A 24164-nucleotide genomic window follows, 5' to 3' on the forward strand; every position below is an offset into this window, starting at 1 on the left:
GGTTTGTTAACCTCGTTGGCGTCCGTGTTTCCAAGGTCTCCATAAGTCATATTTAATCCGCGGTTCCTAGAGTGGGAACTCCTTAAAACCACTCCAGGCCGACCCATGCGCGCTGCGCTTTCCATCATCCTCCGCCGGTTCATCCACGACCGGCGCGGCAATATCGCGGTGATTTTCGCACTCGCCTGCCCCCCCCTGATCACAGTGGTCGGCTGCGCGGTCGATTACGCCCGTGCGACGCAGGTCCGTTCCAAGCTGCAGGCTGCGGCCGATGCGGCCAGCGTCGGCTCGGTCGCCAAGGCTTCGCCCGGGTTTGCCGCCGCGGGTTCGATGACCTCGGACGGTACGATCCCGGTCGGCGTCACCGACGCACAGAACATTTTCAACGCCAACGTTGCGAACTTGACCGGCTATACGCTGAACGGCCTCACGCCCACGGTGGTCAAGAGCGGCTCGACGGTGACCTCGACGGTCTCGTTCACCGCCAGCGTTAACACCATGTTCCTCGGCGTGATCGGCAAGGCCGCGCTGACGATGAGCGGGACGTCGAAGGCGACGGCCAGCATGCCGCTCTACATCGACTTCTATCTGCTGCTCGACAATTCGCCGTCGATGGGCGTCGGCGCGACGCCGACCGACGTGCAGACGATGGTCAACAACACGTCGGACAAATGCGCTTTCGCCTGCCACGATCTCAAGAACACGAACAATTACTACGACCTTGCCAAGAAGCTCGGCGTGACGACGCGGATCGACGTGCTTCGGAGCGCGACGCAGTCTTTGATGGATACGGCGAGCGCGACCGAAACCTATTCAAACCAGTTCAGAATGGCGATCTATGATTTCGGCGGCTCCGCAAGCACGCTCGGTCTGCGCAGCCTGTTTTCGCTGTCGGCGTCCCTCTCCAGCGCCAAGTCGGCGGCCGGCAACATCGACCTGATGTCGGTGAACGGGCAAAACGAGAACAACGACCAGGATACGGCATTCACCGCGATCTTTCCTGCGATCAACGGCGAGATCAGCTCCCCCGGAAGCGGCACGTCGTCCAGTCCGCTCAAATATCTGTTCTTCGTGTCCGACGGGGTCGCTGACGAGAACAATACCGCGTGCCTGAAACCGCTCTCGGGCACCACGCGTTGCCAGTCGCCGCTCAATGCGGCGCTTTGCAAGACGATGAAGGATCGAGGCGTCAAGATCGCCGTGCTGTACACGACGTACCTCGCCCTGCCCACCAACGCCTGGTACATGAAATGGATCAATCCATTCAATGCCGGTCCCTATGGCCCGTCACCGAACAGCGAGATCGCGCAGAACATGCAGAGCTGCGCTTCGCCAGGTCTGTATTTCGAGGTAAGCCCGACGCAGGGCATCGCGGACGCCATGACCGCGCTGTTCAAGAAGGCGGTCGCCGACGCGCGGATCTCTGGGTGATGCCAGAGGCGTCATTCCGGGGCGATGCGTCAGTATCGAACTCTGGTGCGCCGTTGCGCACCTGAGAATCTCGAGATTCTCAGGAGCGCAATTGCGCTCCATAGTTCTCGCTTCGCGAGCCCCGGAATGACCGGTTCGAGACTTACGACCTGTAATCCCCGTTGATCGCGACATATTCCTTGGTGAGGTCGCAGGTCATGACGCGGTCGCGGCCCTTGCCGAGGCCGAGCGAGACCTTGATCGCGATCTCCGGCGCCTTCATCGCTTCCGACACCTGCGCCTCGTCATAGTCAGGATCGCGCGCGCCGCTCTTCGCGACGCGGATGCCGTTGAAGGAGATCGAGAGCTTGTCGCGATCGGCCGGCTCGCCGGCCTTGCCGACCGCCATCACCACGCGGCCCCAATTGGCATCTTCGCCGGCGATCGCGGTCTTCACCAGCGGCGAGTTGGCGATCGACATCGCGATCTTGCGCGCCGAGGCCTTGGTCTTGGCGCCCTCGACCGTGATCTCGACCAGCTTGCGCGCGCCTTCGCCGTCGCGCGCCACTTGTTCAGAAAGGTTGGCGAGCACCTGGTTGAACGCCTTGACGAACGCCTTCAGCCTGGGATCGCTGGCGCGGCTGATCTTTGGCGCGCCCTGCTCGGCAGCAGCACCTGTCGCAAAGGCCAGCAGCGTGTCGGACGTCGAGGTGTCGCCATCGATCGTCACGGCATTAAAGGTGTCCTCGACGCCGCTCTTGAGCAGGGCTTGGAGCGCGGCGGGCGCGATCGGCGCGTCGGTGAAGATGAAAGACAGCATCGTCGCCATGTCGGGGGCGATCATGCCGGCGCCCTTGGCCATGCCGTTGATGGTGACCTTGGCCTTGCCGAGCTTGACGGTGGCGGTCGCGACCTTCGGGAAGGTGTCTGTGGTCATGATCGCCTTGGCCGCAGCCAGGTAATTACCCGGCTCTGCAGCCTCGGCGAGGCGGCCGAGCACGCCGTCGAACTTGGTCGCGTCCAGCGGCTCGCCGATGACGCCGGTCGAAGCCAGGAAGATCTCGCTTTCGCTGCAGCCGACCGCCTTGGCCGCGATCTTCGCGGTCAGCGCGGTGGAGGCGCGGCCGGTCTTGCCGGTGAAGGCATTGGCGTTGCCGGAATTGACCACGAGCGCGCGCGCCTTGCCGCCCTTCAGCTTGGCGCGGCACCATTCGACCGGTGCCGACGGGCATTTCGATTTGGTGAAGGCGCCGGCCACCGCAGTGCCTTTGTCCATCACCGCCAGCAGCACGTCCGTGCGGTTCTTGTAGCGGATGCCGGCCTCGGCCGTCGCAAGGCGGATGCCCGCGATCACTGGCATGTCGGGAACGTGTTTCGGGGCGAGGGGAGAGACGGAGGAGGACATCGCGGGCGCCTTGGTGGGATCTGGACAAGCAGATGCCCGGCGCGGGGGCCGGGCATCACGAAGGCTTAGATACTCTTCACGTCAGCGAAGTGACAGCGAATTCTTACTTCTTCGCCGGGGGAGCCATCTTGCTGTCGGAGGGCTTGGCCGCATCGGCCGGCTTGGCATCCGCCGCCGGCTGGTCCAGCCGCTCGACCTTGGCTTCGGCGCGCAGCTTGGCGACATACTCGGCCTGAGCCTTGCGGGTGACGTAGTTCTCGATCTGGGCCTTGACCTGCTCGAATTCCGGCGCCTTGCGGTTGCGCTTTTCCTCGACCTTGATGATGTGCCAGCCGAACTGCGACTTGACGGGATCGGAGATCTTGCCCGGCTCGAGCGTAAAAGCGACGGCCGAGAACTCCGGCACCATCTGCTCCTTGGTGAAGAAGCCGAGATCGCCGCCATCGGCGGAGCCCGGGTCCTTGGACTTCTTCTTGGCGAGCTCGGCGAAATCGGCGCCCTTGTCGAGCTCGGCCTTCACGGCCTTGGCCTCGTCCTCAGTCTCGACCAGGATGTGGCGGGCGCGCACCTCCTGCTCGCCGGTGATCTGCTTGGAGGCCTCCTCATAGACCTTCTTCATGGCGTCCGGCGTGGTGGCGGCCTTGCCCTCATTGGCGAGCAGGCTGTCCATCAGAAGCCGGTTGCGGGCGAACGCCAGGCGCTTCTTGAACTCCTCGCTGTCGGCGAGCTTCTTATCTTCGGCAGCCTTGCTGACGATCTTCATGTCGATCAGGAAGGACAGGACGTTCTCGTCCTTGGTCGCCGGGTCCATCTGGGCGAGGCTCGGCCCGAGTTCCTCCTCGGCCATGGTGACGTCGCTCTTCTTGATTTCCGCGCCATTGATCTTCGCCAGCACCGGATCATCGGCGGCCCGGAGCGGGCCCGCGAACGCCAGGGACAGCGCCAGAGCGAGGCTGCCAGCCAGGGCGGACGCATGGCGAAAGCGCTGGCCGGTGGTTACCGGGAACGAGGTGGTCATGGAAAATCCTTATGTTGAAGCAGTGGGCTGCTCGAGCGGGGCGGACACTCGCCCAATTCAGGGGGGCTTGGCAACGCGAAAAGTCTGTCAAAATGATGAATTAGCCGCAATGCGCCCGCCGTTGACAAGGCCCTGACCGGGCCATATCTCTGCCCGGTCGCGACCATGGCGATGGCGTTTATTTTGCTGCGTTTTTGGCCGTTGAACCCAGACTTGCCCAATTCCCACCCATATGGCGGATGACCCCCGCAGTCCGGGCTCTGACGCCGCGAAGCGTCACGGTGAGTTGATAGGCAGGCGGGTGACAACTTCTTAGGCCAACGCGGTTAAATCGCGAACACAGGAACTAAGCATGATCGGCGCGCTCGCCCGCAAGTTTTTCGGCTCCGCCAACGACCGGCGGGTGAAGGGATATCAGTCCCGCGTCAACGCGATCAACGCGCTGGAGCCTGAGCTTTCAAAGCTCTCCGACGAGGCGCTCAAGGCCCGCACCGCGGAATTCAGACAGCAGCTCGCGAACGGCAAGACGCTCGACGACCTCCTCGTCCCCGCCTTCGCCACCGTGCGCGAGGCCGCCAAGCGCACGCTCGGCCAGCGCCATTTCGACGTCCAGCTGATCGGCGGCATGGTGCTGCACGAGGGCGACATCGCCGAGATGAAGACCGGCGAAGGCAAGACGCTGGTGGCGACGCTCGCGGTCTATCTCAACGCGCTCGCCGGCAAGGGCGTCCACGTCGTCACCGTCAACGACTACCTCGCCCGCCGTGACTCCGGCTGGATGGGCCAGATCTACGGCTTCCTCGGCATGACCACCGGCGTGATCGTCCACGGCCTCGACGATGCCGAGCGCAAGGCGGCCTATGCCTGCGACATCACCTACGGCACCAACAACGAATACGGCTTCGATTATCTCCGCGACAACATGAAGTACCGGCTCGAGGACATGGTCCAGCGGCCGCACTTCTTTGCCATCGTCGACGAGGTCGACTCCATCCTGATCGACGAAGCGCGCACGCCGCTGATCATCTCCGGTCCGCTCGACGACCGCTCCGACTTCTACAACACCATCGACAGCTTCCTGCCCAAGCTCGACAAGACCGACTACGAGGTCGACGAGAAGCAGCGCACGGTGACACTGACCGAAGCCGGCATGGAGAAGATCGAGACGCTGCTGCGCGATGCCGGCCAGCTCAAGGGCGAATCGCTCTACGACGTCGAGAACGTCTCCGTCGTGCACCACATCAACCAGGCGCTGCGCGCCCACACGCTGTTCACGCGCGACAAGGACTACATCGTCCGGGAGGGTGAGGTCGTCATCATCGACGAGTTCACCGGCCGCATGATGCCGGGCCGCCGCTATTCGGAAGGCCTGCATCAGGCGCTGGAGGCCAAGGAGCACGTCCAGGTCCAGCCCGAGAACCAGACGCTGGCTTCGATCACCTTCCAGAACTACTTCCGCATGTACGAGAAGCTGGCGGGCATGACCGGCACGGCGGCGACCGAAGCGGACGAATTGTTCGACATCTACAAGCTCGAGGTCGTGGAGATCCCGACCAACTTGCCGATCGCGCGCCTCGACGAGGACGACGAGGTCTATCGCACGCACAAGGAAAAATATCAGGCCATCCTCGCCGAGATCGAGCGCGCCAATGCCCGGCTGCAGCCGGTGCTGGTCGGCACGGCTTCGATCGAGAAGTCGGAAGTGCTGGCCGAATTCCTCAAGAAGAACGGTTACAAGCAGATCGATTTCGGCAAAGAGGGCGCGCTCGACAAGCTCTATGCCGCGGCCCGTGCCGGCAAGCCGGCCAAGCTGTTCGCGGTGCTGAACGCGCGCTTCCACGAGCAGGAAGCCTATATCGTCGCCGAGGCCGGCGTGCCCGGCGCGATCACGATCGCGACCAACATGGCCGGCCGCGGCACCGACATCAAGCTCGGCGGCTCGCTGGAGATGCGCATCCAGCAGGAGACCGCAGGCATCACCGACGAGGCCGAGAAGGCCAGGAAGATCGAGCAGATCAAGGCCGATATCGAACACTTCCGCGACATCGTGCTGAAGGCCGAGGAGACCGTCGAGGTCGAGCCGGCGAAGGGGGGCAAGTCCGCCAAGACCGTGAAGAAGCCCGGCGGCCTCTACATCATCGGCTCCGAGCGTCACGAATCCCGCCGCATCGACAACCAGCTGCGCGGCCGTTCCGGCCGTCAGGGCGACCCCGGCCGGTCGAAATTCTTCCTGTCGCTGGAAGACGACCTGATGCGCATCTTCGGCTCGGATCGGCTCGACAGCATGCTGCAGCGTCTCGGCCTGCAAGAGGGCGAGGCCATCATCCATCCCTGGATCAACAAGGCGCTGGAGAAGGCGCAGCAGAAGGTCGAGGCGCGCAACTTCGACATCCGCAAGAACCTGCTCAAGTTCGACAACGTCCAGAACGACCAGCGCAAGGTGATCTTCGATCAGCGCGTCGAGCTGATGAAGGACGAGAGCGTCGCCGAGACCGTCGCCGACATGCGCCATGCCTTCATCGACGACCTCGTCGCCAAGCACGTGCCCGAGCATGCCTATGCCGAGCAGTGGGACGTCGCCGGGCTCAAGGACGAACTGAAGCGCGTGCTCGATCTCGACCTGCCGGTCGACGAATGGGCCAAGGAAGAGGGCATCGCCGACGAGGAGCTGCTCACGCGCATCGAGACCAAGGCCGACGAGCACATGGCGGCCAAGGTCGCGCAATGGGGCCCCGACGTGATGCGTTACGTCGAGAAGACCATCCTGTTGCAGACGCTCGACCACCTCTGGCGCGAGCACCTGATCATGCTCGACCATCTGCGCCAGGTCATCGGCTTGCGCGGCTACGGCCAGCGCGATCCCTTGCAGGAGTACAAGACCGAGGCCTTCAACCTCTTCCAGGAGATGAGCGCTCATTTGCGTGAGGCCGTCACCGCGCAGCTGATGCGCGTCGAGATCGTCCCGCCGGAGCAGGAAGCCCCGGTGCTGCCTGCAATGGAAGCGCACAAGTTCGACCCGAATACCGGCGAGGACGAGATCGCGCTCGCCAGCGTCACGCTCGGGGCGCAGGCCACCGATGCGGCGCTGCGCGATCCGAAGAACCCGGCCAGCTGGGGCAAGATCGGCCGCAACGAGGATTGCCCGTGCGGGAGCGGCAAGAAGTACAAGCACTGCCACGGGCGATATGCGTAGTTGCTAGCTACGCAGATATGAGGCGCGAAGTCGTCGCCTCATTCTCCGCTGTCGTCGCCCGGTTTAACCGGGCGACCCAGGACGCCGCGGCTCCTCGGCTCAATCATATCAGTCTCTGGGATAGTGGATCGCCCGATGAAATCGGGCGATGACAGCGAGTATGTGGTGTGTGCTCGTAGCCTGGATGGAGCGAAGCGCAATCCGGGAATGCTGTTGCTGGGGGAGCGACCCGGATTACGCTTGCGCTCCATCCGGGCTACGGCTGTCAGCAAGGCGCAACCGTGCCCCGCCTAATTCGAGCTGTCGATCAAGCTCTCCAGCAGCCGCTTGAGCTCGCTCGTCGACTTGTCGCCGTAGCTCTCCAGGATGTGCTCCTCCTGGTCCATTGCGAGCGAGTTGAGCTTCTTGCACAGCACCTTGCCGCGATCTGAGATGAACATCAGCACTTTGCGGCGGTCGTTGGGGTCCTGCACGCGGTAGACCAGCGTGTCGGAGACCATACGGTCGATCATCTTGGTCAGCGTCGGATGGTTGAGCAGCACGGCGTCCGCAAGCTCGCCCATCGAATGGCCGTTGCCATCCGAGAGCACTTTCAAGATGCGCCATTGCTCGACCGGCACGCCCTCCTTGCTCAACCGCAGTTCGAGCTGCCGGTTGATCTCCCGGTTGGCTTGCGCGAGCAGATAGGCGAGGTGTTCGGTGATCGGAGAGTTTTCTTTCGGCGGTTTTGCCACGGCTAAGACTTCGTCTTGACCCAAATGAGTGAATGTCTTGCAATCAATGCTGCATCTATATGCACTTCAATTGTTGAATATTCAATATTTTCAAAATAGGATCATTGCCCAACAAAAGGGCGGAAGCCGCGGCCGCCTGCTCAATGTGCTTTCAGGTCTGATCCCAGACAGGAGTTGGCGTGCGCGCGACGGTGAACTTCCCGGCTCACGGCGGCCCGGCGTTGCCGCCGTCCTTGCTGTTCAGGAATTTGTCGTCATCGGCGGCGGATTTCGACCTGTCTCCGGTTGATGCGCATTTCATGAAGCGCCGTGGCGCGCGCAGCAAGCTGCGCATCGGCAATTTTCTCACCTTCACCGGTTCGCCCGGGATCTGGGGCCCGACCTCCACCAACAGTGCGATGCTGGCGGTCGCCGAGATCAACAAGCGCGGCGGCATTCTGGGCCGTGAGCTGGAGCTGTCGATCTACGATTCCGGCGGGCCGATCGAAGACGTGGTGCGCCGCGCCGAGCAGGCGATCGCCTTCGACGAGGTTGACCTCATCATGGGCTCGCATATCAGCGCGGTCCGCGTCGCGTTGCGCAAGGTCACCGGCAACCGCATCCCCTACATCTACACCCCGGTCTATGAAGGCGGCGAGCGCACGCCGGGCGTGATGGCGATCGGCGAGACGCCGCGCTGCCAGAGCCGGCCGGCGATCCACTGGCTGGCGGAGGTCAAGAAGGCCGCGCGCTGGTACCTGATCGGCAGCGATTACGTCTGGCCATGGCAATCGCACCGCGCGGTGAAGCGCTACATCAAGGAAGCGGGTGGCCAGGTCGTCGGCGAGGAGTTCGTCCCGGTCGGCGAGGACAATCATGAGCCGCATCTGGCGCGCATCCGCGCCGCCAAGCCGGACGTGGTGCTGATCTCGCTGATCGGCACCGACAGCATCACCTTCAACCGCGCCTTCGCCGAAGCGGGCCTTGCCCCCTCGACGCTGCGGCTTGCCGGTGCGATGGACGAGACCGTGCTGCTCGGCATCGGCGCCGACAACACCGAGAATTTGTTCTGCGCCTCCGGCTATTTCAACGGCCTGGTCTCGCGCGCCAATGACGAGTTCCTCGGCGCCTACTATTCCATGTTCGGTGCCAACGCGCCGCCGGTCGGCTCCGTCGGGCAGTCGAACTATGAAGGGCTGCGGTTCCTGGAGTCCGTGGCCAACCGCGCCGGCTCGCTGGCCTTCCGTCCGTTGCTGAAGGCCGCGCGCAACACCGTTTACTCGGCGGGCCGCGGTCCCGTGACGCTTCAAGACGGCCGCGCCGAAATGCCGATGTACCTCGCTGAAGCCGACGGTCTCGACTTCAAGATCATCAAGACGCTTTGAGGGACGGCTGCTGAACGCCGCAGCGGGTTTGCGAAATAATACTTGAAAAGGAAAATATTTCCGTCTCTAGTAACGATATGAAGCCGGTTGGCCCGCGCCCTGCAGGCGCGAGCGAGGGGCTTCCGTTCAACGCCAGGGATCAAGAAGCCTCAGAGGAGAGCGCCGTGACAGTTGTCCTTCCCACGCCCGCCCAACTTCGCAGCGTCGCCGAGCAGTGCGGCCTTTCGCTGTCCGACGACGACGTCGCCTCATTCCGCGGCCTGATGCAGGGCTCGATCGAAGCCTACAATCTCGTTGCCGCGATGCCGGACGAGGTGCCGGAGGTGAAATATCCGCGCACGCCGGGCTATCGCCCCTCGGCCGAAGAGAACCCGCGCAATGCCTGGTATCGCAAGTCGACCGTGAAGGGCGCCGCCAGCGGCAAGCTCAAGGGCAAGACCGTTGCGCTCAAGGACAACATCATGCTGGCCGGCGTGCCCATGACCAACGGCTCGTCGACGCTGGAAGGCTATGTGCCCGATTTCGACGCCACTATCGTTACGCGCATGCTGGATGCCGGCGCCGAGATCGTCGGTAAGACCCATTGCGAGCATTTCTGCCTGTCCGGCGGCAGCCACACCGGCTCCTACGGACCTGTGCATAACCCGCACAAGATGGGCTACTCGGCCGGCGGCTCATCGTCGGGCTCGGGCGTCGTAGTCGCACTCGGCGAGGTCGACATGGCGATCGGCGGCGACCAGGGCGGCTCGATCCGAATGCCGTCCTCGTTCTGCGGCACCTACGGCATGAAGCCGACCTGGGGCCTCGTGCCCTACACCGGCATCATGCCGATCGAGATTTATGTCGACCACACCGGCCCGATGACGGCGACGGTCGCCGACAATGCGCTGCTGCTCGAAGTCCTCGCCGGCGACGACGGCTACGATCCCAGGATCAAGGCGCCGAAGGTCGAGGAGTACACCAAGGCGCTCGGCCAGGGCGTCAAGGGCATGAGGATCGGCATCCTCAAGGAAGGTTTTGAGCAGCCGACGGCGGAAGCTGCCGTCAACGAAAGCGTGCGCGAGGCCGCCAAGCGCTTCAAGGATCTCGGCGCAACGGTCGACACGGTATCGATCCCCATGCACCTCATCGGCCCCGCGATCTGGACGCCGATCGGCACCGAAGGCCTGACCCAGACCATGATGTTTGGCGACGGCTACGGCCTCAGCCGTGGCGATCTCTATTCGACCTCGCTGATGGATTTCCATCGCGGCTGGCGCCGGCAGGCCGACTCGCTGTCCGAGACGACGAAGCTGTTCATGATGCTCGGGACCTACATCAACAATAATTTCGGTCCACGCTTCTACGGCAAGGCGCTCAACATCTCGCGCCGGCTGACTGCGGCCTACGACAAGGCATTTGGGGATTACGATCTGCTCTTGCTGCCGACCACGCCGATGAAGGCGACCAAGCTGCCGGAGCCCAATGCCAGCCGCGAGGAATACGTTGCCCGCGCACTCGAGATGATCTCCAACACCGCGCCGTTCGACATCACCCACCATCCCGCAATGTCGCTGCCCTGCGGCATGGTCGACGGCCTGCCGGTCGGCCTGATGCTGGTCGGCCGCATGTTCGAAGAGTCGACCATCTACCGCGCCGCGCATGCCTTCGAGCAGATCGGCGATTGGAAGAAGATGTGAGCGAGCTCTGATGAAGACGGACGGAACGGCAAAGCATGGCTAACGCGTTCGTCGCAGCGTTCGAGATCCTGAGCTTCGGCGCGATCATCGTCTTGATCGTGCTGGGGCTCGGGATCATCGCCAGTATGATGGGCATCTTCAACTTCGCGCAGGGCGAGTTCGTCCTGCTCGGGGCCTACATCACTTATCTCGCCTATGCCAAGGGACTGCCGATCTGGGCCGGGATGGTCGCGGCGCCCTTCGTGGTCGGCGCGCTCGGCTTTGTGCTGGAGGCGCTGATCATCCGCCGCTTCTATGCGGCGCCGATCGTCGCCATGCTCGGCACCTATGCGCTCGGCCTGATCATCCGGGAATCCGTGCGCGGTCTGATCGGCGGCTTCTATCTCACCGTGCCGGAGCCGATCGGCGGCTCGATCGATATCGGCGCCATGCACATCTCGGCCTGGCGCTTCACCATCATCGTCATCACGCTGCTGGTGATGGGCGGCTGCTACCTGCTGCTGTCGCGCACCAGCTTCGGCCTGCGCGTGAGAGCGACGCTGGAGAATCCGTCGCTGGCCCGCGCGTCGGGCATCTCCACGCCGCTGATCTACGGTGCCACCTTTGCCTTTGGCGCGGCGCTGGCCGGCCTTGCCGGCGCGCTGATCGTGCCGGTGTTCAGCCTGTTCGCCGATCTCGGCCTGCGCTTCCTGATCCAGGGTTTCGTCGCGGTCATGGTCGGCGGCGTCGGCTCCTTCATCGGACCGGTCGCCGGCGCCGGCGTCATCGGCACGCTCAGTGCCGCGCTGCCATGGGTGATGGCGCCCGTCGTCGCCGACGTCCTCGTCTTCGTGCTCGCCATTGTCTTCATCAAATTCCGCCCGCAGGGCCTCATCGCTGGAAAAGGGGTTTAGTCGCATGCTCGATCGTACTCAGCTCACACGACGTCGTTTCCTTTCCAATTTCGCTTTTGCGTCAGGCGCGGTCGCTACCGGCGTCGGCAGTTGGGTGATCCCGGCGCCCTGGGCCAATGCGGCCGAGGCTCCGATCAAGGTCGGCATCGCCACCGATCTCACCGGCCCGATCGCCTATGCCGGTAACGCCGACGCCAACGTCGCCAAGATGGTGATCAAGGAGATCAACGCGGCCGGCGGCCTGCTCGGCCGCCCGCTCGAGCTCTACATCGAGGACACCGCCTCCAACGAATCCGTAGCCGTCGGCAACGTGCGCAAGCTGATCCAGCGCGACAAAGTCGACATGGTGCTCGGCGGCATCACCTCCTCGATGCGCAACGCGATCAAGGACCCGATCGTGGCGCGCGGCAAGACGCTCTACATCTATCCGCAGCTCTACGAAGGCAAGGAGTGCACGCCCTATCTGTTCTGCACCGGGCCGACGCCGGCGCAGCAATGCGACGAGTTCATCCCCTGGCTGATCAAGAACGGCGGCAAGAAATTCGCATTGCCGAGCGCCAATTATGTCTGGCCGCACACGCTCAACGTCTACGCCCGCAAGGTCATCGAGGCGAATGGCGGCGAGGTCGTGTTCGAGGAATACTACCCGCTCGATCAGGTCGACTTCTCCGCGACCGTCAACCGCATCATCTCCAACAAGGTCGACGTCGTCTTCAACACCGTCATCCCGCCGGGCGTCGGGCCGTTCTTCAAGCAGCTCTATGAAGCCGGCTTTCTCAAGAACGGGGGGCGTCTCGCCTGCGTCTACTACGACGAGAACACGCTCAACATCAACCAGGCCGCGGAGATCGAGGGCCTCGCCAGCTGCCTCGATTATTTCAAGGTGCTGACCAAGGAGAACCCGTTCGACGCCAAGATCCAGGCGGCCTACGAGAAGGACTTTCCCGGCAACTTCCTGTTCGCCGCTGGCAGTGCGGCCACCGGCACTTATCGCGGCCTGAAGCTGTGGGAAGCCGCCATGAAGGAAGCTGGCAAGATCGATCGCGAAGCGGTCGCCGCCGCGCTCGACCATGCCAAGATCGCCGAAGGTCCGGGCGGACCTGCCGAGATGGTCCCCGGCAAGCGGCACTGCAAGATGAAGATGTACACCGCCGTCGCCAAGGCCGGGAATTACGAGATCGTCGCCCGCAGCAACGGCCTCGTCGACCCCAAGGAATGCTGAATCTTCACCTCTCCCGTAGGGAGCGGTCGGATCGCATCGCAAGATGCGATCCGGGTGAGGGGATCAGGTCTCACTGGCTGCCGCGGCCCCTCACCCGGATTGCACTGGACGATGCTTCGCATCGCCAGCCGCAATCCGACCTCTCCCGGTCGGGGAAAGGTGTCGTCCACCACCAAGCGCTTAACTCGGAATACTGAAATCCATGGGTGCAGCTAAGCAGGCCCTTCGTGCCGAAGTCGACAGCGAGGCCGATGTTCCAGCGATCGAACACGCGCCGGCAGAACGAGGCTCGGCACGAAAGGTCCTGCCGATCCTGGAGGGCATCGTCCTCGTCGCGGCTCTGCTCGCGCCGCTGGTGCTGCAAGACTATCTCACCGTGTTCGCGACCCGCGTGATCATCCTCGCGCTGTTCGCGTTGTCGTTCGATCTGGTCTGGGGCTATGCCGGCATCATGAGCTTCGGCCAGGCCCTGTTCTTCGGTTCGGCCGGCTATGGTGTGGCGCTGCTCGCGCGCGACCTCGACATCACCAACATCTTTCTCGTGCTGCCGGCGGGCACGTTGATCGGCCTTACCTTCGCGCTCTTGCTCGGCGGCTTTCTGCTGCTGGGCCGTCATCCCTCCAGCGTGATCTTCGTGTCGCTCGGCACGCTCACCGGCTCCTACGCCGCCGATCGTCTGGCGCGCGGCTGGTACTACCTCGGCGGCCAGAACGGCATCCCCTCGATCGCGCCGATGTCGCTCGGTACTTACGAGTTCTCGGAAGGGCCGGCGTTCTACTATCTCGTGCTCGGCATCCTCGTCGTCGTCTACCTGCTCTGCCGCTTCCTGGTCCGCTCGCAGTTCGGCCTCGCGCTCGCCGGCCTGCGCGAGAACGAGCAGCGCATCGCCTTCTTCGGCTATCGGGCCCAGCACCTGAAAGCCATCATCTTCACCGTCGGCGGCGCCATCGCAGGCCTTGCCGGCAGCCTCTACGCGTTCCACGAAGGTTTCGTCTGGCCCAACATGGTCGGCGTCGTGGTCTCGACCCAGGTGGTGCTCTACGTGCTGTTCGGCGGCTCCGGCACGCTGATCGGCGCCGTCATCGGCACCGTCATCGTCGAGGGTGTCAGCTTCTGGCTGTCGGACAATTACCGGGACGTCTGGCCGATCATCCTGGGCTTGCTGCTGCTGCTCGTCATCCTGTTCCGGCCGCTCGGCCTGATCAGTTTCGTGCTCGGCGAGCGCGAGCGGGTCGGCGGCTTTGGTGAAAAACCAAAGGAGAAGCGCAATGCCGCTTCTTGAAGCCGCCGGCATCAAAAAGGTCTTCGGCAAGCTCACCGCGCTCGATGGTGCGGCGCTCACCGTCGGCGAGAATGAATTCCACGGTCTGATCGGCCCGAACGGCTCCGGCAAGAGCACACTGATGAAGTGCATCGCCGGCGCCGAAGTGCCGACGCAGGGCAAGGTGTCGTTCGTCAACACCGACATCACCGCGTTCACGCCGACAGAGCGTGCGCGCGCCGGCATGAGCCTGAAATTCCAGATCACGAGCGTGCTGCCGTCGCTGACGCTGTACGACAACATCCTGCTCGCGCTCCAGGCGCAGTGTTCGCTGTTCGATCTCGTGTTCTCGCGCACCCGGGGCGCGCTGCACGATCAGGTCATGTCCATGCTGACGCAATTCCGTCTCGCTGATCGCGCCTTCGATGCAGCGGCGGCGCTGTCGCACGGCCAGCAGCAATGGCTGGAGATCGCGATGGCACTCGCCGGCAGGCCGAAGCTGTTGCTGCTCGACGAGCCCACGGGCGGCATGAGCCTGGAGGAGCGCCGCGGCACCGGCGAATTGCTGCAGCCGATCAAAAAACATTGCTCGCTCGTCATCGTCGAGCACGACCTCGATTTCATCCGCGACATCTGTGACCGCCTCACCGTGCTCGACCAGGGCAAGGTGCTGGCCTCGGGCACGGTGTCGGAGATCCAGGCCAACAAGTCCGTCCAGGAGATCTATCTGCGCCGTGCCTGAATTTTTGGACATCAAGCATCTCGACGCCGGCTATGGTCGCAGCCAGGTCCTGTTCGACGTCAGCCTCGGCATCCCCTGGCGCGGCGGCGTCGCCGTGCTCGGGCGCAACGGCGCCGGCAAGACCACGCTGATGAAGACCATCGTCGGCGAGTTGCCGGCGTGGAAAGGCGAGGTCGCCTTCGACGGCCGCGACATCAGCCGCCGCGCGACGCAGGAGCGCGTCCGTGCCGGCATCGGCTACGTGCCGCAGGAGCATTCGGTGTTCGCGCGCTTGTCGGTGCGCGACAATCTCGCCGTCGGCTCGCTCGCGAACAAGGATACGTCCGCGGTCGACCGCGTTCTGACCATCTTCCCCAAGCTCGGCCAGCGTCTCGACCAGCCCGCCGGCACCCTCTCGGGCGGCGAGCGCAAGATGCTCGCGATCGGCCGCGCCATGTTAGGGGATCCGAAGCTCTTGTTGCTGGACGAGCCGACCGAAGGCGTCTGGATCGGCGTGATCGAGGAGATCACCGAACGCCTGATCGAGCTCGCGAAGACGATCGCCGTCATCATCGTCGAGCAGCACCTCGACTTGGCGCTCCGCGTCGCCGACTACGCTTATGTGCTCGACCGCGGCCGGGTCGCGCTGCAAGGCGAGGCGGGCGAGGTGCGGGGCAATCCGGAGCTGATGCGCTATCTGGCGCCGTAGGCGACGCCGCTGACACCGTCTCTTTGCAGCGAGCACTTTGTCCGTCCCGTCATCCCGAGGCGCGAGCTGCGCGGTGCAAAAGCACCGCGTAGCGAGCCTCGCAGGATGCACGGCCGAGCTGTCAGGCGGGCCGCCGCTCCTCGAGGGCCGCTGAAGAAGCGGCCATCTCTGGGGGACGGTGAGATGTTGCCGACAAACGGATTGATGATCGTGAGTCCCGCAATGCTGCGGCCGTGCTGCAGGTCTTCACTGTGAAGGGAGTCGCAGCCTGCCTCGATTGCGGTCGCAACGATCAGCGCGTCGTAAAATGCAAAATTGTGGTCACGGGCAAGCGTGAGCGCTGCAGCGTGCGTGTCAGCCGTGAGTGGCACGATGTCTGGGAAGCGGAAGCGAATTGACTACACTGCGGCCTCGATGATCGGCCACGCAGGGATGGCGCCGAACGCCTACTTCATCGCCCCGAACCGGCTCTCGAACGAGTTCGATTGCACTACCGGTGCGGCGCCAGCCATCTGGCCGCTGTCGGCCGCGCCATCCGACATCGACGGCTTCAGCGCCGGGCGCGTTGCGGCGAGGCGGGTGTCCGGCTTCGGCGGCTCGGCGGGCTTGGCCGTGGCAACGGCCGGTTTCGGCGCGTCCTTCGCGGCATCCTTGGACTTGTCGTGCCCCGGCACGAATCTCGTCACTGCAGCCTTGAGCCGCGACGCGGCCGTGGGCGGCGTCGTGGACGTCTGGGCCGGTGCCACGGATGCGGTGGCCTGCGGCGCAGGCGTCGCCGTCGCCGTCGCCGTCGTATCGGCGGCGCCGAGACCCATCTTGCGGCCGAGGTTGGAGAAGAAGCCGCCGGACTTTTCAGCCGGCGCGGCGGTGGCGACGCGGGTGTTGGCTGCGGGTGCGCTCACGGCCACGACCGGCTCCTCCCGCGGCGCAGGCGCGGACGCCACCGCATCGAGATTCGGCTTGGGCGGATTGACGTGGCCGGGGATCGTGCCCGGCGCTTTCGCCATCGCCAGCATCTGCAGCGTGGTGCCCTCAGCGCTTTCCGACAGGCCGGTCGAGCCTTCCGGAATTTTCGCGGCGAAGATCTTGTTCATGCCGCCGTCGATGCCGGTGTTCATGCGCGCCACCGGCGTGCCCTTGGCGACGAGCCTCGCATATTCCGTTTCGTCCTTGGCCTGCTTCTCGCGTACGGCGCTGGCGATGTCCTCGGGGATCACATAGGCCGGGCACTTTGCCGAGGCGTCGAATACCGGGTCACGCTTGGCGTCGGCCGGCTTCGCGGCGTCGAAGACGTACTTCTTCTCGCAGAAATCGACCTTCGGCTCCTGCCGCGTCACCTCGAAATGATCATAGCCTTCCTTGATCATCTTCCAGAACGGCATGTTCGGATTGTTCCGGTGCTTGGCCATGTTCACCGGCGTCATCTTGAATGGATAGGCCTGCAGCTGGAACGCCTTCTGGCCGCCGAAGAAGGATTCGCGCCCGAGCGAATAGATCTCGGCGATCTGCTCGTCCGTCATCGCGTAACAGCCGCGCGAGGAGCAATCGCCGTGCACCATCAGCTGCGAGCCGGTGCGGCCCAGCGCCTTGTCGAAGGCGTTCGGATAGCCCGTGTTGAAGGAGAGGTAATAGGCCGATTGCGGATTCATCTGACTCGGATTGATCGAGTAGAATCCCTCCGGCGCCTGGCGGTCGCCCTCGCGCACCTTGGGGCCGAGATCGCCCGACCAGCGGCAGATCGGATAGGTCTTGAGCAGTGCGAACTGGCCGGAGCGGGTCTGCTTCCAGACCTCGAGCTCGGCCTCCTGCTTGAACAGGCGCACCAGGATCGGCGATTGCAGATCCATGTCCTTCTCGGCCATCGCGGCGATCAGCTTCGGCGGCACCGGCTGATTGGCCTTGGCATTGGTCGCGAGCGAGACCTGGTCGGTGTCGCAGCCGGTGAGCAGAACGCCGGCCGTCATCAGCGCAACCGAAGCCAAGAGCGCGCGAGCAAGCGAACGAGAAATCAAGATGGACCCCACACCGTGCCGGGCAGCAAGCGCGAACCCCAATTCGTTTGGCGCATGATCCGACCGGGTACCCGGGGCCCGTCGCAACGGGCCTTTTTCAGACCACGCTCCAGCGCTTATGCCCTGAAGCCATTGATTAAAATTCTAACCTCTGGGTCATGTGGTCGCAACCCGAGCGGGGATCACGAGGGCGTTGGCCCAGTGGCATGGTCAACGAAGATTAAATGGACGCGACTTTGGGCCTTACTTGGGCCTTTTGGGCCCATCGGGACTGAGATCGCCGATTTGGGCAAAAAAAGGGTTAATGCGGGGTTACCGGCGTTCTTCACCTCCCCCGCTTGCGGGGGAGGTCGGGAGGGAGCTCGCGCCGCGTTGGGATTGTCCCGATGCGGAAGCACCCTCTCCCCAATCCTCCCCCGCAGGCGGGGGAGGGAGCGCACCGCCGTCGCGGCTGCCGAATCAGCCCAGTTTCCGGCCGATATCGAGGAATTTCTCGCGCCGCTGCTTGCGGATGGCGTCTGCATCGAGGCCCCGGAGCTCGTCAAAGGCCTTCGCGATGGCCTCGCCCGTGGTGGCGATCATGGCGGCGGGGTCGCGATGGGCGCCGCCGACCGGCTCCTTCAGGATTTGATCGATCACTCCGAAGCGGAGCATGTCCTGGGCGGTGATCTTCATGTTGTTGGCAGCTTCCTGCGCCTTGGTGCCGTCGCGCCAGAGGATGGAGGAGGCCGCCTCCGGCGAGATCACGCTGTAGATCGCGTGCTCCAGCATCAGCACCTTGTTGGCAGTGGTGATGGCGATGGCGCCGCCCGACATGCCTTCGCCGGTGATGATGGCGACGTTCGGCACGGTCAGCGCGAGGCACGCATCGGTCGAGCGCGCGATCGCCTCGGCCTGGCCGCGCTCCTCGGCGCCGATGCCGGGATAGGCACCGGCGGAATCGGCGAGCGACAGCACCGGCAGGCCGAACCGCTCGGCCATCTCCATCAGCCGCACGCATTTGCGATAGCCCTCGGGCCGCGCCATGCCGAAATTGTGCCGGATCCGGCTCTCGGTGGAATCGCCCTTTTCCTGGCCCATCACGCAGATCGGCTCGCCGCGGAAGCGGCCGAAGCCGGCGACCAGCGCCTCGTCCTCGCCGAACTTGCGGTCGCCGGCGAGCGGGGTGAATTCGGTGATCAGGCCCTTGATGAAGTCGTTGAAATGCGGCCGCTGCGGATGCCGCGCCACCAGCGTCTTCTGCCACGGCGTCAGGTTTTGATAGAGGTCGGCCAGCGCCTGCGCGGCCTTGTCCTCGATCCGTCCGATCTCTTCAGCGATGTCGGTGCCGGAGGCAGCGAGCGCGCGCAATTCGTCGACCTTGGAGTCGAGCTCGGCGACGGGCTTTTCGAAGTCGAGATAGCTGCGCATCTGGTCTTGCATCAACTCAATATAAGGGGACGGGGCTAGAGAAGCGAAGCGAGGTTCGGGTCGCGGACAGAAGTGTAGCGTCTTCAATGGTTTGGCTTATGTGCTCGTGGCAGCCGGCCAAATCATGCGTGAGGCCACGGCTCTTTCTGCGGAGATGTGGCCGAAGTCAAGGCGGTTTCGCCTCCGCCGTCGTCCCGGCCCTGATCTCGTGTCCCGGAGGCGCGGCAGCGCTTCTATAGCGCTGCTGCGCAGACCCGGGACCCAGGGGCACGGGCCCCGGCCCTGGGTCGCATCGCACTGGACGATGCTTCGCATCGCCGGGATCGCTGCGCCGCGTTCGGGGCACGAGACCTGCTACTTCTCCGCCAGCGGGTGCAGGTCGCGCACCAGGCTCTTCAGCCGTTCCTCGACCACATGGGTGTACATCTGGGTCGTGGAGATGTCGGTATGGCCGAGCAGGGTCTGCACGATGCGCAGATCCGCGCCGTTGTGCAGCAGGTGGCTGGCAAAGGCGTGGCGCAGCACGTGCGGGGAGACCAGGCGGGCCTGAAGCCCGGAGGCGACCGCGAGCTCCTTGAGGTCGCGGGCAAAATGCTGCCGCGTCAGATGCCCGCTCTCGCCGAACGAGGGGAACAGCCATTTCGAGGCGGCCACGCTGTTCTTCGTGTCGGCCTTTGCCGCTTCCGTCGCGGCGAGATAAGCCGCCATCGCCTGCCGTGAGGCCTCGTTGAGCGGCACCAGCCGTTCCTTGTTGCCCTTGCCGCGCACCACGATCATGCGCGCGTCGCGCTTGGCCGCCGAGCGCGGCAGCGCCACCAGCTCGGAGACGCGCAGGCCCGTGGCATAGAGCACCTCCAGCAGGCAATAGAGCCGCAAGGCGCGCAGCCGTTTCGAGGGCGAAGCATCTTCCGCCTCGCTCAACTCCTTGGCGCGGCGGAGCATGCGGTCAACATCCGCGATCGACAGCACTTTTGGCAAGCCGCGGCCGCGCTTCGGGCCGGACAGGATCGCCGCGGGATCGTCGGTGCGGATGCGCTCGTTCAGGAGGAAGCGATAGAGATGCCGCATCGCCGACAGCCGGCGGGCGACGCTGGTGGATTTGAAGCCGCGGGTATCGAGATCGGCGAGGTAGTCGCGCAGGACCTGCGTCTCCGCGTCCGCGAATTTATGACCGACCCGGTCGAGAAATTCCGAGAAATCGGTGAGGTCGCGGCGATAGGCGTCGAGCGTGTTGGGCCCGGCGCCCTGTTCCGCTGCGAGCATGTCGAGGAACAGGCCGATGAGCTTGGCGTCTGAGGGCTGGGTAGGCATGCCCTGGAGGCTAGCTCCTATTTCTTGAGAAACTTATCCGGCGAGATCGTCACCGTCATTTCCCGCGGCTTCGGATTGACGAAGTTCGCCAGCGCGAACACCACGCCATAGACGATGCCGGCGATCACGGCGACGACCGTCAGGAAGCGGAACAAGCTCGGCATCGTTCTGGGGTCTCGGGTAAGGGTCCGGGCAGCCAAATTAACCAATGAAATCATCCAACATGTTCGCCGTTTCGTGGCAAGAGTCCTCTGGCGAGGGCCCCCATGGGGTCGTATAGGTGGCCAAACCATGCCGCATCTGGCGGCAGTTCGAGCGAGATCCAATCGAGCGAGACAATGTCCGACGCCGCGTTGCCGCTTCCTGCTTCGCCTGAGGCCGACATCCTGTCGGCGCTCGGTGCGCGCTCGATCGTGCTCGTCGGCATGATGGGGGCGGGCAAATCCACTATCGGCCGGCGCATGGCTCTCAGGCTCAAGCTGCCTTTCATCGATGCGGACACCGAGATCGAGGCGGCGGCCGGCATGACCATACCGGAAATCTTCGAGCGCCATGGCGAGCAGCATTTCCGCGATGGCGAGGCCCGTGTGATCGCGCGTCTGCTCGAGGGCGGCCCCGTGGTGCTGGCGACCGGCGGCGGCGCCTTCATGCGCGAGGAGACGCGCGCGCGCATCGCGGCGAAAGCCATCTCGGTCTGGCTCAGGGCGGACCACGACGTCATCATGCGCCGCGTACGCCGTCGTGCCGACCGTCCGCTGCTTCAGACCGCCGACCCCGAGGGAACCGTGACGCGCCTCCTCACCGAGCGCGAGCCGGTCTATGCCAATGCCGACCTCACGATCGCCTCGCGCGACGTGCCGCACGACAGAATCGTCGAGGAATGCATCGCGGCGCTGCACGCCCATCTCTGTGGCGGACAGGCCGCCCAACCACCTGCCGACGTTGCGAGTGCCGCACGATGACCGCGCCGATGAAACATTCCGATCCCGTCAAAGTCGACGTCGCGCTGGAGAATCGCGCCTATGACATCGTCATCGGCCGCGGCGTGCTGTCCTCGCTCGGCGAGCGGATCGCAGCCTTGCGGCCGGGCGTACGTACCGCTGTTGTCACCGACCGCACCGTCGCAAAATACTGGCTCGAGCCTACCGAGGCCTCACTCGCGGCCGCCGGCATTCCGACCTCGCGCATCGTCGTCGAGGAAGGCGAGATCTCGAAAACCTATGCGGGTCTGGAAAAGGTCAGCGAGGCCCTGATCGCCGCGAGAATCGAGCGCAACGATCTCGTCATCGCGCTCGGCGGCGGGGTGGTCGGCGATCTCGCCGGCTTTGCAGCGGCGATCCTGCGCCGCGGCGTCGATTTCGTGCAGGTGCCGACCTCGCTGCTGGCGCAGGTCGATTCCTCGGTCGGCGGCAAGACAGGCATCAACTCGCCGCAGGGCAAGAATTTGCTCGGCGCCTTCCACCAGCCGGTGCTGGTCATCGCCGACACCGCCGTTCTCGACACGCTGTCGCCGCGCCAATTTCGCGCCGGCTATGCCGAGGTCGCCAAATATGGCGTGCTCGGCGACGAGGCCTTCTTCACCTGGCTCGAAAAGAACCATTCCGACATCTTCAAGGGCGGCTCGGCGCGCGAGCATGCGATCGCGACCTCCTGCCGCGCCAAGGCGGGCGTCGTCTCGCGCGACGAGCGCGAGACCGGCGAGCGCGCGCTGCTCAATCTCGGCCACACCTTCGGTCACGCGCTGGAAGCGGCAACCGGTTTCTCCGACCGCCTGTTCCATGGCGAGGGCGTCGCCATCGGCATGACGCTGGCGGCGCAGTTCTCGGCGAAGCTCGGCATGATCGGCGAGGCGGACGCGGCGCGGATCGAGCGGCATCTGATCGAGGCAGGCCTGCCGACGCGGCTGCAGGATATCGCAGGCTTCGCGCAGGAGGGGCTTGCCGATGCCGACGCGCTGATGGCGCTGATGGCGCAGGATAAGAAGGTCAAGCGCGGCAAGCTCACCTTCATCCTGCTGGAGGCCGTCGGACGCGCTGTCATTGCTAAAGACGTCGAGCCGGCGCCGGTGCACGACTTCCTGCAAGAGAAGCTCGCGCAGAAAGTTTGACGCGCGGGCAAACGTTCTATCGAGTGGTGCATGGACTGGCTCGGATTCACCATCGTCGTCCTCTGCCTGCTGGTCTCAGCGTTCTTCGCCGCGAGCGAGACCGCGCTGACCGGCGCCTCGCGCGCCAGCATGCTCAGGCTGTCCAAGCAGGGTAATCGCGACGCCGACGTCGTCTCGGATCTGCTCGACATGCGCGAGCGCCTGATCGGCGCGCTCTTGCTCGGCAACAACATCGCCAATATCGGGGCTTCCGCGCTTGCAACCGGCATCTTCACGGCGTGGTTCGGCGATGTCGGCGTGCTCTATGCCACCGGCGTGATGACCGCGCTGGTCGTGATCTTCGCCGAGGTGCTGCCCAAAACCATCGCGATCAACGCGCCTGACCGCATCGCGCTCGCGGTCGCACGCCCGATGCGGCTGACGATGTATGTGCTGGGGCCGCTGCTCAGAGTTGTCGAGGTCATCGTGCGCCTGCTGATGCGGCTGTTTGGTTTGGCCGGCGAGCATCAGGCCATTCTGTCTCCGACCGAGCGCCTGCGCGGTGCAGTCGACCTGTTGCACCACGAGGGCAAGTTCGAGAAGCAGGACCGCGACATGCTCGGCGGCCTCTTGGACCTGCGCGAGCTCCAGGTGTCCGACGTCATGATCCATCGCACCGAGATGATGATGATCAACGCCGATCTGCCGCCGGAAGAGCTGGTGCGCGAGGTGCTGGCGACCGAATACACCCGCATTCCGCTGTGGCGCGAGAAGCCGGAGAACATCATCGGCGTGCTGCACGCCAAGGATTTGCTGCGTGCGATCCGCGCCTCCGACGGCGACACCTCGCGCATCGACGTCTCCACCATCGCGCTGCCGCCCTGGTTCGTGCCGGAGATGCGCCCGGTCTCTGAACAGCTCAAGGCGTTCCGCCGGCGGAAAACCCATTTCGCGCTCGTCGTCGACGAGTACGGGGAGGTTGAAGGCCTCGTGACGCTGGAAGATATCCTGGAGGAGATCGTCGGCGACATCTCCGACGAGCACGACGTCGTGGTGGCGGGCGTGCGCGCCCAGCCGGACGGCTCCGTCGTGGTCGACGGCTCGGTGCCGATCCGCGACCTCAACCGCGCCATGGACTGGCACTTGCCCGATGAAGAGGCGACCACGGTGGCCGGCCTCGTCATTCACGAGGCGCGCTCGATCCCGGACCGCGGCCAGAGCTTCACCTTCCACGGTTTCCGCTTCCGCGTGCTGCGCCGCGAGCGCAACCGCATCACCGCGCTCCGTATTTCGCCGGTGCCGCGCGAGGCCGAGCTGGAAGAGGCAAAGCCGAGAAGGGCCGGGACGTCGTTTTAGCTTCTTACCCTCCCCTGGAGGGTAAGAAGAGTTACCCTTCCCCCGGCGCCTGCGCATTGATCGCAAGCGCGTGCACGCTGCCGGAGAGTTCCGCGGCGAGCGCCGAATTTATCATACGATGGCGGTCGACCCGGCTCTTCCCTTTGAAGGCGGCAGACACGATATACACACGGAAGTGGGTCTCGCCGCCCGGCCGATGGCCGGCGTGGCCCTCATGCAAATGTGACTCGTCGACGACTTGCAGGCGTTCAGGCGTGAAAGCCTCCTGCAACTTGTTGCTGATAGTGTCTTTCATAGCCATGTGTGCCATTAAGGTGCGCGATCGCACCCCGTCAATACCCGGACGTTCAAGGTAACTGCGACCGGGTGCTCAGCGAATT

Annotated in this window: 22 protein-coding genes; 13 read left to right on the forward strand and 9 right to left on the reverse strand. The window is 64.4% G+C overall.

Going from position 1 to position 24164, the window contains the following annotated elements; all coding sequences use genetic code 11:
* Positions 1–105 precede the first annotated feature (105 nt).
* A complete protein-coding gene (locus tag P6U29_RS03420; RefSeq protein ID WP_407116315.1) occupies positions 106–1431 on the forward strand; it encodes a TadE/TadG family type IV pilus assembly protein in 1326 nt (441 codons plus the stop codon).
* Between the two features lie 142 nt (positions 1432–1573).
* Here the strand turns inward: P6U29_RS03420 and argJ are convergent, their stop codons facing one another.
* Positions 1574–2815, reverse strand: a complete 1242-nt coding sequence (argJ, locus tag P6U29_RS03425; RefSeq protein WP_407116316.1) for a bifunctional glutamate N-acetyltransferase/amino-acid acetyltransferase ArgJ — start codon at positions 2813–2815, stop codon at positions 1574–1576.
* Positions 2816–2918: 103 nt separating this feature from the next.
* Positions 2919–3833 carry a peptidylprolyl isomerase gene (locus P6U29_RS03430; protein ID WP_407116317.1) on the reverse strand — a complete coding sequence of 305 codons (915 nt, stop codon included), beginning with the start codon at positions 3831–3833 and terminating at the stop codon, positions 2919–2921.
* A 352-nt stretch (positions 3834–4185) separates the two neighbouring features.
* Here P6U29_RS03430 and secA point away from each other — a divergent pair, with 352 nt between their 5' ends.
* Positions 4186–7026, forward strand: coding sequence for a preprotein translocase subunit SecA (secA, locus tag P6U29_RS03435; RefSeq protein ID WP_407116318.1), 2841 nt, complete (start codon positions 4186–4188; stop codon positions 7024–7026).
* A gap of 290 nt (positions 7027–7316) precedes the next feature.
* On the opposite strand, the gene P6U29_RS03440 is transcribed toward secA, so the two are convergent.
* The gene (locus P6U29_RS03440) at positions 7317–7760 is read right to left on the reverse strand and encodes a MarR family winged helix-turn-helix transcriptional regulator (protein ID WP_407116319.1); all 444 of its coding nucleotides are present in this window, start codon (positions 7758–7760) and stop codon (positions 7317–7319) included.
* Between the two features lie 37 nt (positions 7761–7797).
* Here P6U29_RS03440 and P6U29_RS03445 point away from each other — a divergent pair, with 37 nt between their 5' ends.
* From P6U29_RS03445 to P6U29_RS03480, 8 genes are all read left to right on the forward strand, one after another.
* Entirely contained in the window at positions 7798–8049 is a 252-nt protein-coding gene (locus P6U29_RS03445) for a hypothetical protein (protein ID WP_407119621.1), read from the forward strand.
* A complete protein-coding gene (locus P6U29_RS03450; RefSeq protein WP_407116320.1) occupies positions 7940–9124 on the forward strand; it encodes a substrate-binding domain-containing protein in 1185 nt (394 codons plus the stop codon). Before P6U29_RS03445 ends, P6U29_RS03450 begins: the two co-directional genes overlap by 110 nt.
* Before the next feature lie 164 nt (positions 9125–9288).
* Positions 9289–10803, forward strand: coding sequence for an amidase (locus tag P6U29_RS03455; RefSeq protein ID WP_407116321.1), 1515 nt, complete (start codon positions 9289–9291; stop codon positions 10801–10803).
* A 35-nt stretch (positions 10804–10838) separates the two neighbouring features.
* Positions 10839–11696 carry a branched-chain amino acid ABC transporter permease gene (locus tag P6U29_RS03460; protein ID WP_027577047.1) on the forward strand — a complete coding sequence of 286 codons (858 nt, stop codon included), beginning with the start codon at positions 10839–10841 and terminating at the stop codon, positions 11694–11696.
* 4 nt (positions 11697–11700) lie between these two features.
* Positions 11701–12918: a substrate-binding protein gene (locus tag P6U29_RS03465; RefSeq protein WP_407116322.1), complete on the forward strand. Its 1218-nt coding sequence runs from the start codon at positions 11701–11703 to the stop codon at positions 12916–12918.
* Positions 12919–13108: 190 nt separating this feature from the next.
* A complete protein-coding gene (locus P6U29_RS03470) occupies positions 13109–14200 on the forward strand; it encodes a branched-chain amino acid ABC transporter permease (RefSeq protein ID WP_407119593.1) in 1092 nt (363 codons plus the stop codon).
* Positions 14187–14921, forward strand: coding sequence for an ABC transporter ATP-binding protein (locus tag P6U29_RS03475; RefSeq protein ID WP_407116323.1), 735 nt, complete (start codon positions 14187–14189; stop codon positions 14919–14921). Before P6U29_RS03470 ends, P6U29_RS03475 begins: the two co-directional genes overlap by 14 nt.
* Positions 14914–15609 (forward strand): ABC transporter ATP-binding protein, encoded by a 696-nt coding sequence (locus P6U29_RS03480; protein WP_407116324.1) that lies wholly within the window; start codon positions 14914–14916, stop codon positions 15607–15609. The genes P6U29_RS03475 and P6U29_RS03480 overlap by 8 nt, the downstream gene beginning before the upstream one ends.
* On the opposite strand, the gene P6U29_RS03485 is transcribed toward P6U29_RS03480, so the two are convergent.
* The 5 genes from P6U29_RS03485 to P6U29_RS03505 all read right to left on the reverse strand — a co-directional run bounded on the left by P6U29_RS03485 (position 15594) and on the right by P6U29_RS03505 (position 20506).
* On the reverse strand, positions 15594–15980 hold the full coding sequence (locus P6U29_RS03485; RefSeq protein WP_407116325.1) for a hypothetical protein: 387 nt from the start codon (positions 15978–15980) through the stop codon (positions 15594–15596). The genes P6U29_RS03480 and P6U29_RS03485 overlap by 16 nt on opposite strands.
* 75 nt (positions 15981–16055) lie before the next feature.
* On the reverse strand, positions 16056–17621 hold the full coding sequence (locus tag P6U29_RS03490; protein ID WP_407116326.1) for a L,D-transpeptidase family protein: 1566 nt from the start codon (positions 17619–17621) through the stop codon (positions 16056–16058).
* 459 nt (positions 17622–18080) lie between these two features.
* Entirely contained in the window at positions 18081–19043 is a 963-nt protein-coding gene (locus P6U29_RS03495) for an acetyl-CoA carboxylase carboxyltransferase subunit alpha (protein ID WP_407116327.1), read from the reverse strand.
* Positions 19044–19385: 342 nt separating this feature from the next.
* The gene (gene xerD / locus P6U29_RS03500) at positions 19386–20342 is read right to left on the reverse strand and encodes a site-specific tyrosine recombinase XerD (RefSeq protein WP_407116328.1); all 957 of its coding nucleotides are present in this window, start codon (positions 20340–20342) and stop codon (positions 19386–19388) included.
* A gap of 17 nt (positions 20343–20359) precedes the next feature.
* Complete coding sequence (locus tag P6U29_RS03505; RefSeq protein ID WP_209968130.1) at positions 20360–20506, reverse strand: histidine kinase; 147 nt, start codon at positions 20504–20506, stop codon at positions 20360–20362.
* A gap of 174 nt (positions 20507–20680) precedes the next feature.
* On the opposite strand from P6U29_RS03505, the gene P6U29_RS03510 reads away from it, so the two are divergent.
* The 3 genes from P6U29_RS03510 to P6U29_RS03520 are packed head-to-tail and all read left to right on the forward strand — an operon-like array spanning position 20681 to position 23784.
* Positions 20681–21304, forward strand: coding sequence for a shikimate kinase (locus P6U29_RS03510; RefSeq protein ID WP_407116329.1), 624 nt, complete (start codon positions 20681–20683; stop codon positions 21302–21304).
* The gene (gene aroB, locus P6U29_RS03515; protein WP_407116330.1) at positions 21301–22449 is read left to right on the forward strand and encodes a 3-dehydroquinate synthase; all 1149 of its coding nucleotides are present in this window, start codon (positions 21301–21303) and stop codon (positions 22447–22449) included. The genes P6U29_RS03510 and aroB overlap by 4 nt, the downstream gene beginning before the upstream one ends.
* Before the next feature lie 30 nt (positions 22450–22479).
* Complete coding sequence (locus P6U29_RS03520) at positions 22480–23784, forward strand: HlyC/CorC family transporter (protein WP_407116331.1); 1305 nt, start codon at positions 22480–22482, stop codon at positions 23782–23784.
* A 31-nt stretch (positions 23785–23815) separates the two neighbouring features.
* Here the strand turns inward: P6U29_RS03520 and P6U29_RS03525 are convergent, their stop codons facing one another.
* Positions 23816–24085, reverse strand: coding sequence for a BolA family protein (locus tag P6U29_RS03525; protein WP_407116332.1), 270 nt, complete (start codon positions 24083–24085; stop codon positions 23816–23818).
* Positions 24086–24164: the final 79 nt, after the last annotated feature.

This window comes from Bradyrhizobium sp. LMG 9283, assembly GCF_045571415.1.
In the GTDB taxonomy this organism is placed as follows: Bacteria; Pseudomonadota; Alphaproteobacteria; order Rhizobiales; family Xanthobacteraceae; genus Bradyrhizobium.

Excerpts from the sequence above, each read along its gene's own strand:
- P6U29_RS03420 (WP_407116315.1), top strand. The coding sequence starts at position 106 with ATGCGCGCTGCGCTTTCCATCATCCTCCGCCGGTTCATCCACGACCGG.
- argJ (WP_407116316.1), bottom strand. The coding sequence starts at position 2,815 with ATGTCCTCCTCCGTCTCTCCCCTCGCCCCGAAACACGTTCCCGACATG.
- P6U29_RS03430 (WP_407116317.1), bottom strand. The coding sequence starts at position 3,833 with ATGACCACCTCGTTCCCGGTAACCACCGGCCAGCGCTTTCGCCATGCG.
- secA (WP_407116318.1), top strand. The coding sequence starts at position 4,186 with ATGATCGGCGCGCTCGCCCGCAAGTTTTTCGGCTCCGCCAACGACCGG.
- P6U29_RS03460 (WP_027577047.1), top strand. The coding sequence starts at position 10,839 with ATGGCTAACGCGTTCGTCGCAGCGTTCGAGATCCTGAGCTTCGGCGCG.
- P6U29_RS03465 (WP_407116322.1), top strand. The coding sequence starts at position 11,701 with ATGCTCGATCGTACTCAGCTCACACGACGTCGTTTCCTTTCCAATTTC.
- P6U29_RS03475 (WP_407116323.1), top strand. The coding sequence starts at position 14,187 with ATGCCGCTTCTTGAAGCCGCCGGCATCAAAAAGGTCTTCGGCAAGCTC.
- P6U29_RS03495 (WP_407116327.1), bottom strand. The coding sequence starts at position 19,043 with ATGCAAGACCAGATGCGCAGCTATCTCGACTTCGAAAAGCCCGTCGCC.
- xerD (WP_407116328.1), bottom strand. The coding sequence starts at position 20,342 with ATGCCTACCCAGCCCTCAGACGCCAAGCTCATCGGCCTGTTCCTCGAC.
- P6U29_RS03505 (WP_209968130.1), bottom strand. The coding sequence starts at position 20,506 with ATGCCGAGCTTGTTCCGCTTCCTGACGGTCGTCGCCGTGATCGCCGGC.
- P6U29_RS03510 (WP_407116329.1), top strand. The coding sequence starts at position 20,681 with ATGTCCGACGCCGCGTTGCCGCTTCCTGCTTCGCCTGAGGCCGACATC.
- aroB (WP_407116330.1), top strand. The coding sequence starts at position 21,301 with ATGACCGCGCCGATGAAACATTCCGATCCCGTCAAAGTCGACGTCGCG.
- P6U29_RS03520 (WP_407116331.1), top strand. The coding sequence starts at position 22,480 with ATGGACTGGCTCGGATTCACCATCGTCGTCCTCTGCCTGCTGGTCTCA.
- P6U29_RS03525 (WP_407116332.1), bottom strand. The coding sequence starts at position 24,085 with ATGGCTATGAAAGACACTATCAGCAACAAGTTGCAGGAGGCTTTCACG.